Consider the following 14,417-nt stretch of genomic DNA (forward strand, 5'->3'; position numbering starts at 1 on the left):
GTTCTACAATACGTAATAGATGTAATCGCCCGCCGGTTTTTCCGTGGCTGAGGCGATTCATCCAACGCCGCTTTATACGACTGAAATAGCCGTTGTATCGCTCTATTCGGCATGTCCCTATGCCTCTTTAAAATCTCGCACTCCACCGCGAAGCGGTTATGTTCAACAGTCTGTTAATGAGGTCTGCGACCTCATAATAATTATTATCGGGTATACCTTTTAATTTTCCCGAGCTAGTCATAACTCACTGATTTCATTGGATTCGAAACGCTACTTTCAGAAGAAAAAGGTACAACAGCTCCCAGACTGCGGCTCAAACGGGTACAGACCACAGCGCCAGAGAACAAAGGCTTGCCAGAAAGAAGATGATCAACTGCTGAAATATGAAAACTGCAAACCGTCCCGGTCACCGACTCATCCTTTTTTCCCTGTCATTGTGGCTGCCGACTTCCCGCTGGCAGACTTCAAGATTGCCCCAGATGTGCACGTTTGGCAACAGGGTTGGTTACAGATGTTTTTCCATATGGATGTGCTCAATACCGGCATCCATAAACGTTTCGCCGTAGGGGGCAAAGCCCAGGCGTTCATAAAAGCCGGTGGCATGTAGCTGCGCCCCGAGATAGACGCGTTGATGCCCGGCAGCCGCGGCCTGTTCGGTCAGTGCCTGCACGATTTCAGCGCCGATACCCTGTCCGCGATGGATGTTCAGCACAGCGATGCGGCCGATATGACCGTCACTGAGTATGCGTCCGGTACCGACCGGCTGGTCATCCACACAGGCCAGTACGTGCATGGCACTGGCGTCCAGCCCGTCGTATTCCAGCTCAGCGGGAACGCCCTGCTCCTGCACGAACACGGTTTCACGAATCGAGCAGATGGCGGTTTTGTGCGGACCTTCAAAATCGACAGGGATGATTCGGGGCATGTTGGCTCTCCTGCACGGACACGTTTCAGGGAAAGGGTTTGAGGCGCTTCAAAAACGGCAGCAGTGAAAAGTTAAGCTGCTGGCTGATCACGCGGGCGCGCTTCTCCAGCTGGCTTTGGCTATGGCCGTGATCATCTTCAGCGGCGAAAACGATCCAGTTGCCGCTTTGGGTGTGGCAGCCGTAAATGGTGCCGAACTGTTGCAGCAGCAGCTCCAGCGTGTCGGGCCCCTGATGCTCGCGCCACAGGTTCATCACCAGCCAGCCGCCCGGCTTCAGGCGCTCGGCGCAGAGGGTCAGGTATTCTTCACCCAGTTGCTGATCGCTTAACCCTTCGGCCCCATAAATGTCACTGAAGATGATGTCGGCTTTGCGGGTTTCCACATGACGCAGGAAGCCGAGGGCATCCTGGGTGTGGACCTGTATCCGCTTGCCACGCGGCAGTTGAAAGAAGCGATAGGCTACCTCGACCACTTCCGGGCGCAGCTCGGCAATCTGTTGCTTGCAGCTGGCAAAGCGACCATGCAGGCAGGTGTTGAGCGCCCCGGCCCCCAAACCCAGGCTGATCACCTGTTTGGGTTCCGCGAAAAGCAACGCCAGCAGCATGGCGCGCACATATTCATGCTCCGGCATGAGCGGTTCATTCCTGAGACAACAGCTTTGCTCGTCCTGATCACCAAAAGCAAGATAACGCTTGTCGCCATCGTCCAGCACGCGCACGGCACCGAACTCGTCATAACCGCGATAGATTTCGTGACCGGGCAAAGACATGGTGGCTCCAAAGGCTGCAGGGAATGAACGGGGCGCATTATGACAGAGCGCACGACTAAAGTCTGGCACCGCCCCCTGCCCCTTTCCTTTTGCCTGATGCACACTAGACTGAAACTAACCCACTGAAAGCCGGAGAGATTATGCCCCGCGTACTGGTTGTCGATGATGAACCGAACATTCTGCTGTCGCTGGAGTTTCTGATGCAGCAGGCGGGCTTCGAGGTGACGACGGCAGAGGATGCCGAGCAGGCGCAGGTACTGATCAGCCAACAGGTACCCGATCTGATCCTGCTGGACATCAGTCTGCCGGGCATGAGCGGCTTTGATCTGCTGGAACAGCTGCGCGCAGATGAGGCCACCCGCAGCCTGCCGGTGGTGATGCTCACGGCCCATGGCCGCGAGGTGGAAAAGGAGAAAGGAATGGCACTGGGAGCCAGTGATTACATTACCAAGCCCTTCTCGACCCGCGAACTGGTCAGCAGGGTTCAGGCCCTGTTGGATAGAGGCAACGGAGGCTAGCATGCCGTCGCGTCAGAACCTGCTGGGACTCTGGATGCTGCTGTGCGGCGTACTGCTGTTTGGCGGCATTGGGCTGCTGCTCTGGCTGGATACCGTACTCACACCCGCCACACCTGAACGGGTCGCCCTTTGGGTGTTGGGCCTGAGCCCTGCTGTTGTGGTGCTAATGCTTGGGATGGTGCTGGAGCGCCGCCTGTTTCGCCCACTGCGGCAGTTTCAGGTGCTGCTGGCACGACTGGTGGCCAGCCCGGATGCACGTTCCGATTTCCCGCTGGATGGATGGCTCAAACCGCTGCAGCCTGACCTTGACCATATTCGTGACGGCTGGCGCGGTGATCGTGCGCGTCTGCGTGATGCCCGTGACGAGGGGGCGGCCGAGGCGCTGCGCATTCAGCAGGAGCTGGAGGGCGTGCTGCAGGTACTGGACCTGCCACTGTTGATCTGTGACGACCACCAGCGTTTGCTGCTGTTCAATCCCGCGGCCCGCACACTCTTTCATGACCAGCCGGCGCTGGGGCTGGGCCGTCGCATCAGTCAGCTGCTGCCCCACGCCAGCCTGAACGATGCGCTTAAACAGTTGCCGCAGGATGGCTCACCCCGCCAGCTGCTGCTGCCCGGCGAGCCGCGTTGGCTGCGCTGCGAGCTGCGCCGCCTGGGGGCTCGCCATGGTGGCGCTCTGATCACCCTGCGAGACACCACTCATGAGCTGGAAAGCGACCAGAGCTGGCGCCGTGAGCTTGCGACCTTACTGCCCCGCTTGCGTGGCCATGCCGGCAGCCTGGGCAGCGCGGCCGATGCGCTGGTGCAGGTCGAGCACAACCCTGAGCTGCAGCACAGGCTGGAACAGGCGATCAGTCAGGAGAGTCAGGCCCTGTCGCAGAAAGTGGAAGCCCTAACCCGTCTGGTTGAGTCTCATCAACTAAGCCAGTCGGGGCTGGAAGAGACCTGGTCCAACGACCTGTTCAGTGCGCTCGGCGAGCGCCTGCACGAAGAAGCGATTGAGCTGACACCCGTGGGCATTCCGGTCTGGATTCGGGTCGACGGCCCGGCCCTGTTGGCGATGCTGGAGCGGTTGATTCGTGAACTGGTACAGATCCGGCCGGTGGAGGCACTGGATATCGAGGTGCTGCTGGGCAACAAACGGGTCTATCTGGACCTGATCTGGCAGGGTGAACCCTTGACCGATCATCAGCTCAGCCTCTGGCACGCGCTGCACCTGTTTGATGACCCGCTCTCTCCCCGTATTGAGGATGTACTGGCACAACACGGCGCCGAGCTGTGGTCGCAGCCTCGCAACGATACTGACACCGCCAGCCTGCGCCTGCCGCTGCCGGCGTCAAGCCGCGGGGCCCGCCCACAGCCTCGGGCGGAACAGCACGCAGGCCAGACACGGCCCGAGTTTCATGATTTCAGCATTGCCGAACTGCCCGCCCCTGACGCGGCATTGGCGCATACCCGGCTGGAGGAGCTTGAGCTGGTGGTATTCGATACCGAAACCACAGGGCTGGACCTGCGCGGCGGTGATCAGATCATCAGCCTCGCCGCCTGTCGCATTCTGCGCGGTCGCCTGCTGGCACAGGACAGCTTTGACCAGCTGATTAACCCGCAACGACCGATCCCGCCTGACAGTACAGCCATCCATCATCTGACGGATGCCGATGTGGCCAATGCCCCGCCCATCGAAGTGGTACTGCCACGCTTTCATCAGTATGTGGGCCCCGGAGTGCTGGTTGCCCATAACGCGGTGTTTGATCTGCTGGCGCTGCGTCTGGCCAATGGCGAGACCGGGCCCACATTTGATATGCCGGTGCTGGATACGCTGCTGCTGTCCCGCACCATTGACCCGACACTGGAAGGTCACGGGCTGGATGCACTGGCCGAGCGGTTCGAGCTGACCTTCCCGCCCGGTACACGGCACACGGCGCTGGGGGATGCACGTGTGACCGCCGAACTGCTGCTGGCACTGCTGCCGCGGCTGCGTTCACGCGGTATAGAAACGCTTGAGCAGTTGCTTGAGTTGCAGCGCGAAGTGGAACAGGGACGCCCATCATGAAACGCAACGAACAGAACCGCCTGCTGGCGCTGACATTACTGGCCCTGCTGCTGTTTTCACCGCCACTGCTGTTGCTGTTCGATCGTGAAGGCAGCTGGGGCTTTTCCACCCTGCCGCTGATCATCTATCTGATCTGGGCGGTGCTGATTTTGTTGGCAGCCCTGACTCTGGAGCGTCCCCATGAGGAGTGATATCACTGTCCTCATCGTCGCGTTCAGCTATCTGGCCTTGCTGTTCGTCATTGCCGCCTGGGGCGACCGCCGCGCCGAACAGCGTCGCTCGCTGGTCAATTCGCCCACCGTGTATGCGCTGTCGATTGCCGTGTATTGCACCGCCTGGACCTTTTACGGCAGCGTGGGCCGCGCCGCCACCACGGGCCTGAGTTTTCTGCTGATCTATCTTGGCCCCACGCTGGCGATGCTGTGCGGCTGGATGCTGATCCGCAAGATGATCCGCATCGCCCGCGCCCAGCGCATCACTTCCATTGCCGACTTCATCAGCGCACGCTACGGCAAAAGCGGTGGCCTGGGCGCGCTGGTAGCCCTGATCGCAGTGATCGCGATCATGCCCTACATCGCCCTGCAGCTGAAGGCGATCACTGTCAGCTACGCGATTCTGACCGAGTACCCGGATCAGACATTGCCCGCTCTGTCTTTGAGCGGTTTTCTCAGTGACAAGGCGTTCTGGGTTTCGCTGGTGCTGGCGGTGTTCATCATTCTGTTTGGCACCCGACATCTGGATGCCAGCGAGCGGCATGAGGGGATGGTCACAGCCATCGCCTTTGAATCACTGGTGAAGCTGTTCGCCTTTCTGTCCGTGGGTTTTTTCGCCACCTTTGTGCTCTACTCCGGCCCTCATGACCTAATGGCCAGTGCTGCCGTTGAGTTACCACACTTGGGACAGCGCTTTGGCCTGGACCAGATTCCCGGTGGCGCACTGGGCTGGTTCGGTACGCTGATGCTCGCCACGCTGGCCTTTATCACCCTGCCACGCCAGTTTCAGGTGCTGGTGGTCGAAAATGTGAACGAACAGCACCTGCGCCGCGCCTGCTGGCTGTTTCCGCTGTATCTACTGCTGATCAACCTGTTCGTGATTCCGATTGCACTGGCCGGGCTGCTGGGGGGCAGCGCGACCGGTGAGCCGGACAACTTTGTGCTGACACTGCCGCTCTCGGCAGGGCTGCAGGCACTGCCGTTGCTGGTGTTTATCGGCGGGCTTTCAGCCGCAACCAGCATGATGATTGTCGAAACCATCGCCCTCTCGACCATGGTCAGCAACCAGCTGGTCATGCCGCTACTGTTGCGCTGGCGCAGCCTTCAGTTGGCCAGCCGCCCTGACCTTTCCGGCTGGCTGCTGGGCATTCGTCGGGTGGCCATCATCCTGATTCTGATTCTGGGCTATCTCTACCATGCCCTGATCGGTGAGGCGTACAGTCTGGTCACCATCGGGCTGGTGTCGTTTGCGGCCGCTGCACAGTTTGCGCCGGCGTTGCTGCTGGGACTTTACTGGCGCGGTGCCAGTCGTAATGGCGCCGCAATCGGCATGATCGCCGGTACACTGGTGTGGGCCTGGACCCTGCTGATTCCCGGCTTTGCCCTGTCGGGCTGGCTCGATGTCAGCTTTATTGAGCATGGTCCCTTCGGCATTGAGCTGCTGCGCCCCTACGCCCTGTTTGGGCTGGAAGGCTGGGATATCTATACCCACGCCCTGTTCTGGAGCATGCTGGTGAATGTGGGGCTGCTGGTAGGCATCTCGCTGTTCAGCCGCCAAAGCCACATGGAGCAAACTCAGGCCGCGCTGTTTACCAACGCACTTCGCCCCGAAGCGGAACAGGCCCCGATCTGGCAGGGCCAGGCCAGCCGGTATGAGCTGTTCATGCTGCTCAGCCGCTATCTTGGCCTGCCAGCCACCCGCAGACTGCTGGGACAACAACCGGAGCCGGGTGACGACAGCGCCGCTACACCCGCCATGATCGCGGCGGCCGAACAGGGGCTGACCGGTGCTTTGGGCAGCGCCACCGCACGCATATTGATCAATTCGGTGGTGCGAGGCGAAGCGCTGGATATGCCCTCAATCCTAAGCATTCTGGATACCACGTCACAGACGCTTGAGTACAACCGACGGCTGGAGCAGAAGTCATCCGAGTTGGCCCAGATCGGGGAAGAACTGCGCAGCGCCAACGAACGCCTGCGCGAGCTGGATCGGCTCAAGGATGAGTTTGTGGCGATGGTGAGCCATGAACTGCGCACGCCGCTGACTTCGATCCGTGCCTTTGCCGAGATCCTGCACGATGCAGAGGCCATGCCTGCTGAGAAACAGCAACACTTTCTGGAGATTATCGTCCGGGAGAGCGAACGCCTGTCACGCCTGATTGAAGAGATTTTGGACCTGGCGCGGCTGGAATCCGGTCGTATGACGCTGAACCCCGAACGCTGCGACCTGGTCGAGCTGGTACAACAATCAGTGGATGCGGTCACCCGGCTGTATGAGGATCGTGCAGTGGAGCTGGCCTTGAAACTGCCTGACAGCTCCTGCATGGTTATTGCCGACCCGGACCGATTGCAGCAGGTACTGATCAATCTGCTCGACAATGCCAGCAAGTTCGCCAGCGACGCGGACTCACAGGTATTGCTGACCCTGGCGCCGCACAAACGGCACTATCGCATTCGGGTGGAAGATAACGGCCCCGGCATTGTCGAAGCGGAGCGGGAAAAAGTGTTCGAGAAGTTTCATCAGATCGAGCAGGCGCGCAAGGAAGAAGGCCAGCCTGCCGGAACACGCCCACGCGGGACCGGACTTGGATTGCCGATCAGCCGCGGCATCATCAGCCATCTGGGTGGACGGCTTTGGGTAGATGACCCGCAGCAGCTGGGGGGTGCCTGCCTGATAATGGAATTGCCAAAGGCGCCGGAAGAAGACAATCCTTCAGGCAGTTGCGGTTGAGGGAAGCTCGTATGCCAGCGCGGCCAAATCCCTCAGCGGGTTGCTGTCCTGACCGTTCAGCTCACGCAGTATGTCCCGTGTTTCGCAGACACATTTACCACACTGTGTACCCAGTCCGGTTGCCTTGCGAATATCGCGCAGTGAGCTGGCACCTTCGTCCACCATCTGGCGGATCTGGCGGTCACTGACTCTTTTACAAATACATACGATCATCAGCCATTCACCACTAAAAGCATGAGAATAGATATCATTTATGCATCCAATATAAATAACAAACATTCTCATTACAACCCATGAATGCAAATTATTCTTATCCCACAGCTTTCTGTTGAAGCACCCTAATCTGTTTCAAATCCCACTGTAGTTGGCGCTGTTCAAAGTCGTCCAGCTGAGCCTGATCAATCCAGTTGTCCGGCAGCCCGTCACCTTCCGTCCGTTCAAGTTGGGCCAGCAGTAACCTGTCCAGCAAGCGCTCAAATACCTGGGTCAGTACCCTTGCCTGTCCCACTTGCAACACCCCGGCCTGATCGAGCCAAGCAAGACGTGCCCGGCAGGACACCTCGGGGCAGCCCTTTTTCAGTGCCAGCAGGCGCAGTGCTGCGGTCAGTGGCAACAACCCCTGACGCTTGAGGTTCAGTGCATTCCGGTGCGGGGCATCCTTGCCATCGCCCTGCAGGCGTTCGAAGCGATCCAGTGCCACCGGCGACTCATCAAACAGCTCGGCCATTTCGTGCAGAAACAACCCCGCTGTTGGCACCTGTGCCTGAATCGCATCGCGCAGCTGCTGTGCCAGGGTTGCATCACCGTAGACCGGCGCGAAATCAAACAAAATGTTGCACAGCTGCACCAGCTTGACCCGCCGAGTCGCCATCCAGAGCCGCATTTGCTCCTTCCACTCGCTAATCGGCTTGCGCCAGAGCGGGCGTGAGGCCATCACGTCGCCCTTGCAGTAGGGAATGCCGGCCTGATCCAGGCGGGCGGTGAAGCGCTCGGCCAGTGTGCGAAACCAGGCATCGATCTCGTTGTGGCGTTCGAGGGGGTAGTCTTCCAGAATCAGCGCGTTGTCTTGATCCGGGTGCAGCAGGCTTTCATGACGCCCGCCCGATCCCATCACCAGCACACAGAAACGTACAGGCGCCGGGCCCCAGCCTTCGGCCTGCATCTCGTCCATCGCTTCATCTATGGCGACCCGATACAGCAGGTCATTGTGGTCACTCAGCAGCTGGGCGATCAGCCAACCCGGCAATGACAACTGCTGTAGTGCTCGTACCAGCTGGGGTTGCCAGTCGCGTGCCTGATCCCAGCTGTCAGACGCCTGCTCCAGCAGCCGTTCCAGCGGTTCAAGCAGCGCAGATGGCAGCTGCAGTTCCAGGCTACGTTGCTGGCCAAACAGTTCTCGCCAAACCGAATCCATCCCGCTCCCCTCCTCTTGTTTCCTTCAGCATAGAGGCAGGGATCGTAAAGTCCAGTTGATTCAGCCGCTTAGCGCCACACACCCCGGCCCGCTGATACGGCTGCGGCCACCGCTGAGCGGTTGTATCTCGATACGGGTGGCGATGCGGTCTTTCAGTGCCTGCACATGGGAGATGACGCCGATCAGCTTACCTTCCTGCTGCAGACCGGACAGGGTATCCAGTGCCGTTTCCAGCGCCTCTTCGTCCAGGGTGCCAAACCCCTCATCGAGAAACAGTGAGTCGACCCGCACATTGCGGCTGGCCATGCCGGACAGCCCCAGCGCCAGCGCCAGGCTGATGAGGAAGCTTTCACCACCTGACAGGTTTTTGGTAGAACGGATTTCACCCGCCTGATAGTTGTCGATCACGTTCAGCTCCAGCGGCTGCTCGGCATCACGTACCAGCAGATAGCGGTCAGACATTTTCTGCAGCTGGCGGTTGGCGTGACCGATCATCAATTCAAAAGTCAGCCCCTGAGCGAAGTTACGGAATTTCTTGCCATCTGCCGAGCCGATGAGGGCATGCAGGGTCTCCCAGCGATCCAGCTCCCGCTGCTGGGCATCAATCGCCTGTTGCTGGGCTCCGAACTGTGTCTTGCGCTCGGTATTGATGTTCAATGTCTGCTGCAGGCTGCCGCGTTTTTCCAACAACATGGCCTGCTCTGACGTGAGCTGCTCAAGTGCCGCTTCCAGCTCGGTACTGTTCTGCTCGGTCAAGGCTTGCTGTTGCAGCAGCTGCAGGCTGCTGTGGCACTGCTCCTGCAGCGCCTGCAGCCGTGCCGCGTCCGCTTTCAATCCATCGGCTGCCTGCTGCAACGTTTTGAGCGACGCTTCCGGCAACAGAGCCGCCTGTAATGTCTGCTCGTCGGCAAACTGGCTTTGCGCCAGTGCGGCATCGAAGGCCTGCTGCATCCGAGTCATTTCGGTGTTCAAGTCCGTCATATGGCGCTTGAGGTCACTGATCTGCTGCTGGCGACGGTTGAGGCTGTTCTGCTGTTCAATGGCAGCAGCCTGCGCCTGTTCCTGCGCCTGACGCGCCTGACGTATTGCCTGCTGCAGGCGCTGCTCAAACGCGGCGGTATCCGGCTCTGGCGAAAGTGCCTCTCGCTGCTGTTGCAGTTGAGTCAAATCAGCCCGTGCCGCATCCAGTGCCAGCCGTTGCTGCACGCGCTCCTGCTCGTCCCGCTGCTGCTTGAGAGACTGCTCCAGCCGGTCGATGTCGGCCAGCCTATCGCGCAACTCGCCCCACTGCTGACGGGCGGCCTGATGTGCCTGCTCGATCTCATCCTGGGCTGGACAAGTATCCAAAGCCAGCAGTTGCAGACAGTATTGAATGGGGGCCTGAAGCGCTTCCAGGCGCTGGCTGTTGTCAGCCTCCTGCTGGCGCAGCCCCTTCTCGTCCTGTTCCAGTCGCGCCTGCTGTACCGCCAGCGCCTGCAGTTCGCTGCGCACGGATGTCAATTGCTGTTCCAGACGCTGCAAACGGGCTTTCTCTTCAGTCAGTTGCGGTGGCTGCTCGCTGCGCCAAGGATGCTGCTCCGAACCACACAGCGGACAGGGCTTGCCCGGTTCCAGCTCATGGCGTTGCTGCTCCAGATCGGCAATCCGATCGGCCAGCCGCTGCAGCTTCTGCAGGTCCAGTTGCTCCTGCTGCAGTCGGCTTTCTTCAGCCTGCTGCTGCTCAAGCGCCTGTTGTATCCGATCCTGTTCCGGCTTAAGCGCCGCGCGCTTATGAGCGGCCTCCTGCTGTGCCTGTTTCAGTTCATCGGCCTGTTGCACTCGGGTACGCAATTCGCCCAACTGCTCGCCACGACTGCGAATCTGATCCTGTTGCTGCTGTATCTGTGCGCGAGTGCTGTCGGCCAGAGCCGCCTGCAGCGCCTGCTCGTCACGCTTGATGGCAGCCTCCAGCGTTGCCGGGTCAGGTGCGGGCCCTTCAAGCAGCTCGGCCGGCAGGCGGGCGCTTAACTGTGCCACCTGCGCCTGCTGCTCACGCAGTTTCCAGTCCTGCTCCTGTAATTGACGCAGCAGGGGTTGTTGGCGTTCCAGCTCAGCCTCCGCCTGCTGCAGATGCGCCTGTGCCTGTTGTTGCCGGGCTAGCGCCGCATCGGCGGCGTCCTGCAGGGCCGGAAGTCCTGCCTGAAGCGGGTCAAGCTGCTCCTGCGCGCGCTGCAAGTCGCCTCGGCGTTGACGCAGCGGTGCATAAGCAGGCCTGAGTGCTTCCGCTCGCAGCGCCTGCTCCAGTTGTTGCTGTTGCGGCGCAAACGCCTGTTGTGCCTGCTCCAGTTCATGCCACTGTTGTTTCAATTGCTCGGCCTGCCGGGATTCGCGATCCAGCTGCTGTCGCCAGTTGAGAAGGGTTTGCTGCTGTCCGATCACGTTTGACTGCTGCTGTACCTGCTCTGACAGCTCGGCCAATTGCCGTGACAGTGTGGCCTCTTCCTCCTCATCCAGCAGCTGCAGGCCGGACTGGGCGGCTTTCAATTGATCGAGTCGCTGTCGCTCCTCGCCCCTTCGACGATGCACTGCGACAGAGATGTCGGAATAGATCGAGGTGCCTGTGATCTGTTCCAGTATGGGGGCACGTTCGTCGGCATCGGCCTGCAAAAAGGCCGCAAAGCCGCCCTGTGCCAGCAGCATGGAGCGGGTGAAACGGTCGAAATCCATACCGGTGAGGCGCTCAATGGTGTCGGCCACATCCTTGAGCTTGGTATGCAGTACCTTGTCGGCATCGGCGTCTACAATCTCGTGTTTGGGCTGTTGCAGCGCGCCATCGGCCTGTTTGCGGCTGCGGTGCTGGCTCCAGTGGCAACGCCAGCGTCCCTGTGGGGTTTCAAACAGCACCTCGGCAAAGCACTCGCCGGTCTGACGTGACATCACCTCATTCTGACTGGCATTGACCCGGCTTTGGCGCGGCGTGCGCCCGTACAGTGCCAAACAGATCGCATCCAGCAGGGTCGATTTTCCCGCCCCCGTAGGGCCGGTAATCGCAAAGATGCCATCGCTGATATAGGCGGGATCGGTCAGGTCGATCTGCCATTCACCGGCCAGGGAGTTGAGGTTTTTGAAACGGATCTGAAGAATACGCATTGTGTGTCTCTCTGACGCAGGCGCCTATTCGGCACGATGGTCCTGCTCGGCCATGGATTGCAGCACGCTGCCAAACAGACGCTTCAGTTCATCCTGTTGCGTCTCGGGTACCTGATGCAGTTCAAGCGCACGCTCGAACACCTGCATCGGCTCCAGATCATCCAGCGTCTCCTCTTCACCGCTGCGCGCCAGAATGCGCTCCACCACCCGGTTGTTTCGGACCCTCAGTATGGTCAGCTGGGTGCCATCGGTATGCTGTTCCAGCCAGTCGCGCAGGTCGGCCGCCACCTGTTCACCTTCGTATAGCACTTCCAGCCAGATAGAGGTTTGCTCCTGCGCCAGCTTGTCCAGTGCGGCACTCAGTTGAGCCTGATCGCCCTTGATCCGCTCCAGCCTTTGAAAACGCGGGATATCGATCAACTCAAGCTGCGGGCGACGCCCTTCAAACTCGATCAGGCACAGGCTTTTCTGTTGTTTCGCTTCCCCAAATCCCATCGCCAGCGGCGAGCCGCTGTAACGGATCTGCTCGCAGCCCGACACTGCCTGAGGTACATGCAGGTGCCCCAGTGCCACATAATCAAGGCAGTCGGGAAAGGCATCCACACCCACCTGCGCCAGAGATCCCACATAAAGATCACGCACCCCATCGCCATCAAGCGTTTTGCCACCAGCAGCAAACAGATGGCCCATACCGATCAGCGGCACATCTACCTGCAGTGACTCTCGCAGCTCTTCGGCAGCGGCGCAGACCTGCGCATAATGCTCACGAATGCCCTGCACCAGTTTGCGGTCCTTGTCCTCAAGGGTTTCGCCCGCTTCACTCTGGCGAATATCACGATCACGCAGGTAGGGAACGGCACAGATAATTGCTTCAGGTGCGCCATTTTCGGCTTTCAGCAATACCACTTCATCTGCCGGATTGTCACAGGCAGCACCGACTACATGCACATCCAGCGCCTTGAGTAAACCGGACGGCGCATTCAAAAAACTGGGAGAATCATGATTGCCACCAATGATCACCACATGACGACAGCGCGAGCGAGCCACCTGGTGCAGAAAGCGGTAATAAAGCGCCTGCGCCCGGTTGCTCGGGGTAGTGGTATCAAACAGGTCGCCGGCGATCAGCAGCACCTCGACATTCAAAAGCTCGATCTGTGACAACATCCAGTCAAGAAAGGCGGCAAATTCATCGTAACGCTTCTGGCCGTACAGTAATCGGCCCAGATGCCAGTCGGAGCTGTGCAGGACACGCAGCGTTTGACGACTCCCTTCGACCCCGGTTTTGGCCTTTGCCGGGGCACGTTCCGTGCGCGCCGAGCTGACCGGCACCGAAGGCTGCGGCAGCATCTCTTCATCAAACAGTGAAGGCTGGTCGGACACGGTTACTCTCCCTGCAGGGTCGCGATGAGGGTGCGGCGGCCAGCGTGATTACGATGTTCACCCAGGTAGATCCCCTGCCAGGTGCCCAGCGCCAACTGCCCATTGGCTATCGGCAACATCAGACTGACGCCAAGTATGCTGCTTTTGAAATGAGCAGGCAGGTCATCAGAGCCTTCATAGGTATGCTGGTAGTAGGGTTCGTTTTCCGGCACCGTGCGGTTAAAAAACGCTTCGAAATCGGAGCGTACGGTCGGGTCGGCATTCTCGTTCAGCGTCAGGCTTGCCGAGGTGTGTTGCAATAACAGGTGCAGCAGGCCTGTACTGACTCGACGTAACTCCGGCAGTGCCTGTTCGATCTCGTCAGTCACAAGGTGGAAGCCGCGAGGTCGAGCCTTGAGACTGATGGTTGTTTGATGCCACATATGAAGAACCGATGGATAACTGAATGGCACGACTATAGAGCGGTGTATCGGTGTTCTCAACCACATCTCGGATAGACGGGTTCAAAGCTGCCTGCCCTTTTGCATGTGCCAATCATTCAGGCGTGCTAATCGATCATTTGATAGCGCCGATAGAGCACCTCTATCCTTTTCACATAGGCTTGGGTTTCCGCATAGGGCGGTATGCCACCGTACTGCTGCACTGCGCCGGGGCCTGCATTATACGCTGCCGTTGCCAAGCGTACGTCTTGGTCATAGCGCTGGAGTAATCCGGCCAGGTAGCGCACGCCACCGTCGATATTCTGCTCAGCATCAAAGGGGTTACCGACACCGAGCTCTGCTGCTGTTTGCGGCATCAACTGCATCAGCCCCTGTGCACCGGCTCTGGAACGCGCTTGCGGGTTAAAGGCGGATTCAGCATGAATCACCGCACGTACCAGCGCAGCATCCATATCATGTAGCGCGGCGATCCGTTCGATCTCATCCCGATAACGGTCGGCAAACAAGGGAGTCGTTTCCCAATTAACGGTAGAATCAACCTTGCAGGCAAAGCAATCGAAACGCACCAGTTCATATTGTACGCCACTCGGTTTTGCATCGCTGAAAGAGAGCACACCGTCAGCATTGCGGTATTTGTAGTAGGTATTGACCACAGCTGCCTTTTGTTCAGGCGCAACGTTGGTGTATTCCACCCGACCATCGGGATGCACAATCTTGCGCATCTCTGCGGTGGCATGAAAGCTAGGCAGCAACAGTGTGGCAAACATGAGAGGGTAAACGTATCGGTACATGGCAGCAGGGTCGAGTCTCAAATCCATTTATGCAACATTCTAGAACCTGTGTGCG

General features: G+C 59.2%; 12 protein-coding genes. 4 read left to right on the forward strand and 8 right to left on the reverse strand.

Annotated elements, in window-relative coordinates; genetic code table 11:
• Positions 1-505: 505 nt before the first annotated feature.
• Together ABIE61_RS14195 and ABIE61_RS14200 are read right to left on the reverse strand one after the other, a co-directional pair.
• Entirely contained in the window at positions 506-925 is a 420-nt protein-coding gene (locus ABIE61_RS14195) for a GNAT family N-acetyltransferase (RefSeq protein WP_354410594.1), read from the reverse strand.
• Positions 926-950: 25 nt separating this feature from the next.
• Positions 951-1,694: a spermidine synthase gene (locus ABIE61_RS14200; protein ID WP_354410597.1), complete on the reverse strand. Its 744-nt coding sequence runs from the start codon at positions 1,692-1,694 to the stop codon at positions 951-953.
• A gap of 140 nt (positions 1,695-1,834) precedes the next feature.
• Here ABIE61_RS14200 and ABIE61_RS14205 point away from each other — a divergent pair, with 140 nt between their 5' ends.
• Genes ABIE61_RS14205 through ABIE61_RS14220 form a run of 4 tightly spaced genes read left to right on the forward strand, consistent with a single transcriptional unit; the run spans position 1,835 to position 7,208 of the window.
• Complete coding sequence (locus ABIE61_RS14205; RefSeq protein ID WP_354410599.1) at positions 1,835-2,212, forward strand: response regulator transcription factor; 378 nt, start codon at positions 1,835-1,837, stop codon at positions 2,210-2,212.
• 1 nt (position 2,213) lies between these two features.
• A complete protein-coding gene (locus ABIE61_RS14210; RefSeq protein WP_354410601.1) occupies positions 2,214-4,265 on the forward strand; it encodes a 3'-5' exonuclease in 2,052 nt (683 codons plus the stop codon).
• A complete protein-coding gene (locus ABIE61_RS14215; protein ID WP_354410603.1) occupies positions 4,262-4,456 on the forward strand; it encodes a hypothetical protein in 195 nt (64 codons plus the stop codon). The genes ABIE61_RS14210 and ABIE61_RS14215 overlap by 4 nt, the downstream gene beginning before the upstream one ends.
• Positions 4,446-7,208: an ATP-binding protein gene (locus ABIE61_RS14220; protein WP_354410606.1), complete on the forward strand. Its 2,763-nt coding sequence runs from the start codon at positions 4,446-4,448 to the stop codon at positions 7,206-7,208. The genes ABIE61_RS14215 and ABIE61_RS14220 overlap by 11 nt, the downstream gene beginning before the upstream one ends.
• On the opposite strand, the gene ABIE61_RS14225 is transcribed toward ABIE61_RS14220, so the two are convergent.
• The 6 genes from ABIE61_RS14225 to ABIE61_RS14250 form a co-directional block, all read right to left on the reverse strand.
• Positions 7,191-7,421: a (2Fe-2S)-binding protein gene (locus tag ABIE61_RS14225; protein ID WP_206841123.1), complete on the reverse strand. Its 231-nt coding sequence runs from the start codon at positions 7,419-7,421 to the stop codon at positions 7,191-7,193. The two genes, ABIE61_RS14220 and ABIE61_RS14225, sit on opposite strands and share 18 nt — an antisense overlap.
• Positions 7,422-7,518: 97 nt before the next feature.
• The gene (locus ABIE61_RS14230) at positions 7,519-8,622 is read right to left on the reverse strand and encodes a DUF294 nucleotidyltransferase-like domain-containing protein (protein WP_354410609.1); all 1,104 of its coding nucleotides are present in this window, start codon (positions 8,620-8,622) and stop codon (positions 7,519-7,521) included.
• Between the two features lie 60 nt (positions 8,623-8,682).
• Positions 8,683-11,751 carry an AAA family ATPase gene (locus ABIE61_RS14235; RefSeq protein ID WP_354410612.1) on the reverse strand — a complete coding sequence of 1,023 codons (3,069 nt, stop codon included), beginning with the start codon at positions 11,749-11,751 and terminating at the stop codon, positions 8,683-8,685.
• Positions 11,752-11,775: 24 nt separating this feature from the next.
• The gene (locus ABIE61_RS14240; RefSeq protein WP_354410615.1) at positions 11,776-13,131 is read right to left on the reverse strand and encodes an exonuclease SbcCD subunit D C-terminal domain-containing protein; all 1,356 of its coding nucleotides are present in this window, start codon (positions 13,129-13,131) and stop codon (positions 11,776-11,778) included.
• A 2-nt stretch (positions 13,132-13,133) separates the two neighbouring features.
• On the reverse strand, positions 13,134-13,553 hold the full coding sequence (locus ABIE61_RS14245; RefSeq protein WP_354410618.1) for a secondary thiamine-phosphate synthase enzyme YjbQ: 420 nt from the start codon (positions 13,551-13,553) through the stop codon (positions 13,134-13,136).
• 125 nt (positions 13,554-13,678) lie between these two features.
• Positions 13,679-14,389: a lytic transglycosylase domain-containing protein gene (locus tag ABIE61_RS14250; protein WP_354410621.1), complete on the reverse strand. Its 711-nt coding sequence runs from the start codon at positions 14,387-14,389 to the stop codon at positions 13,679-13,681.
• Positions 14,390-14,417: the final 28 nt, after the last annotated feature.

It is taken from the genome of Marinobacterium sp. MBR-111, from assembly GCF_040547585.1.
In the GTDB taxonomy this organism is placed as follows: domain Bacteria; phylum Pseudomonadota; class Gammaproteobacteria; order Pseudomonadales; family Balneatricaceae; genus Marinobacterium; species Marinobacterium iners.

Bases quoted from the DNA above. Each gene is read 5' to 3' on its own strand.
- ABIE61_RS14225 (WP_206841123.1), bottom strand. From the start codon at position 7,421: ATGATCGTATGTATTTGTAAAAGAGTCAGTGACCGCCAGATCCGCCAG.
- ABIE61_RS14210 (WP_354410601.1), top strand. From the start codon at position 2,214: ATGCCGTCGCGTCAGAACCTGCTGGGACTCTGGATGCTGCTGTGCGGC.
- ABIE61_RS14220 (WP_354410606.1), top strand. From the start codon at position 4,446: ATGAGGAGTGATATCACTGTCCTCATCGTCGCGTTCAGCTATCTGGCC.
- ABIE61_RS14195 (WP_354410594.1), bottom strand. From the start codon at position 925: ATGCCCCGAATCATCCCTGTCGATTTTGAAGGTCCGCACAAAACCGCC.
- ABIE61_RS14250 (WP_354410621.1), bottom strand. From the start codon at position 14,389: ATGGATTTGAGACTCGACCCTGCTGCCATGTACCGATACGTTTACCCT.
- ABIE61_RS14230 (WP_354410609.1), bottom strand. From the start codon at position 8,622: ATGGATTCGGTTTGGCGAGAACTGTTTGGCCAGCAACGTAGCCTGGAA.
- ABIE61_RS14205 (WP_354410599.1), top strand. From the start codon at position 1,835: ATGCCCCGCGTACTGGTTGTCGATGATGAACCGAACATTCTGCTGTCG.
- ABIE61_RS14200 (WP_354410597.1), bottom strand. From the start codon at position 1,694: ATGTCTTTGCCCGGTCACGAAATCTATCGCGGTTATGACGAGTTCGGT.
- ABIE61_RS14235 (WP_354410612.1), bottom strand. From the start codon at position 11,751: ATGCGTATTCTTCAGATCCGTTTCAAAAACCTCAACTCCCTGGCCGGT.
- ABIE61_RS14245 (WP_354410618.1), bottom strand. From the start codon at position 13,553: ATGTGGCATCAAACAACCATCAGTCTCAAGGCTCGACCTCGCGGCTTC.
- ABIE61_RS14215 (WP_354410603.1), top strand. From the start codon at position 4,262: ATGAAACGCAACGAACAGAACCGCCTGCTGGCGCTGACATTACTGGCC.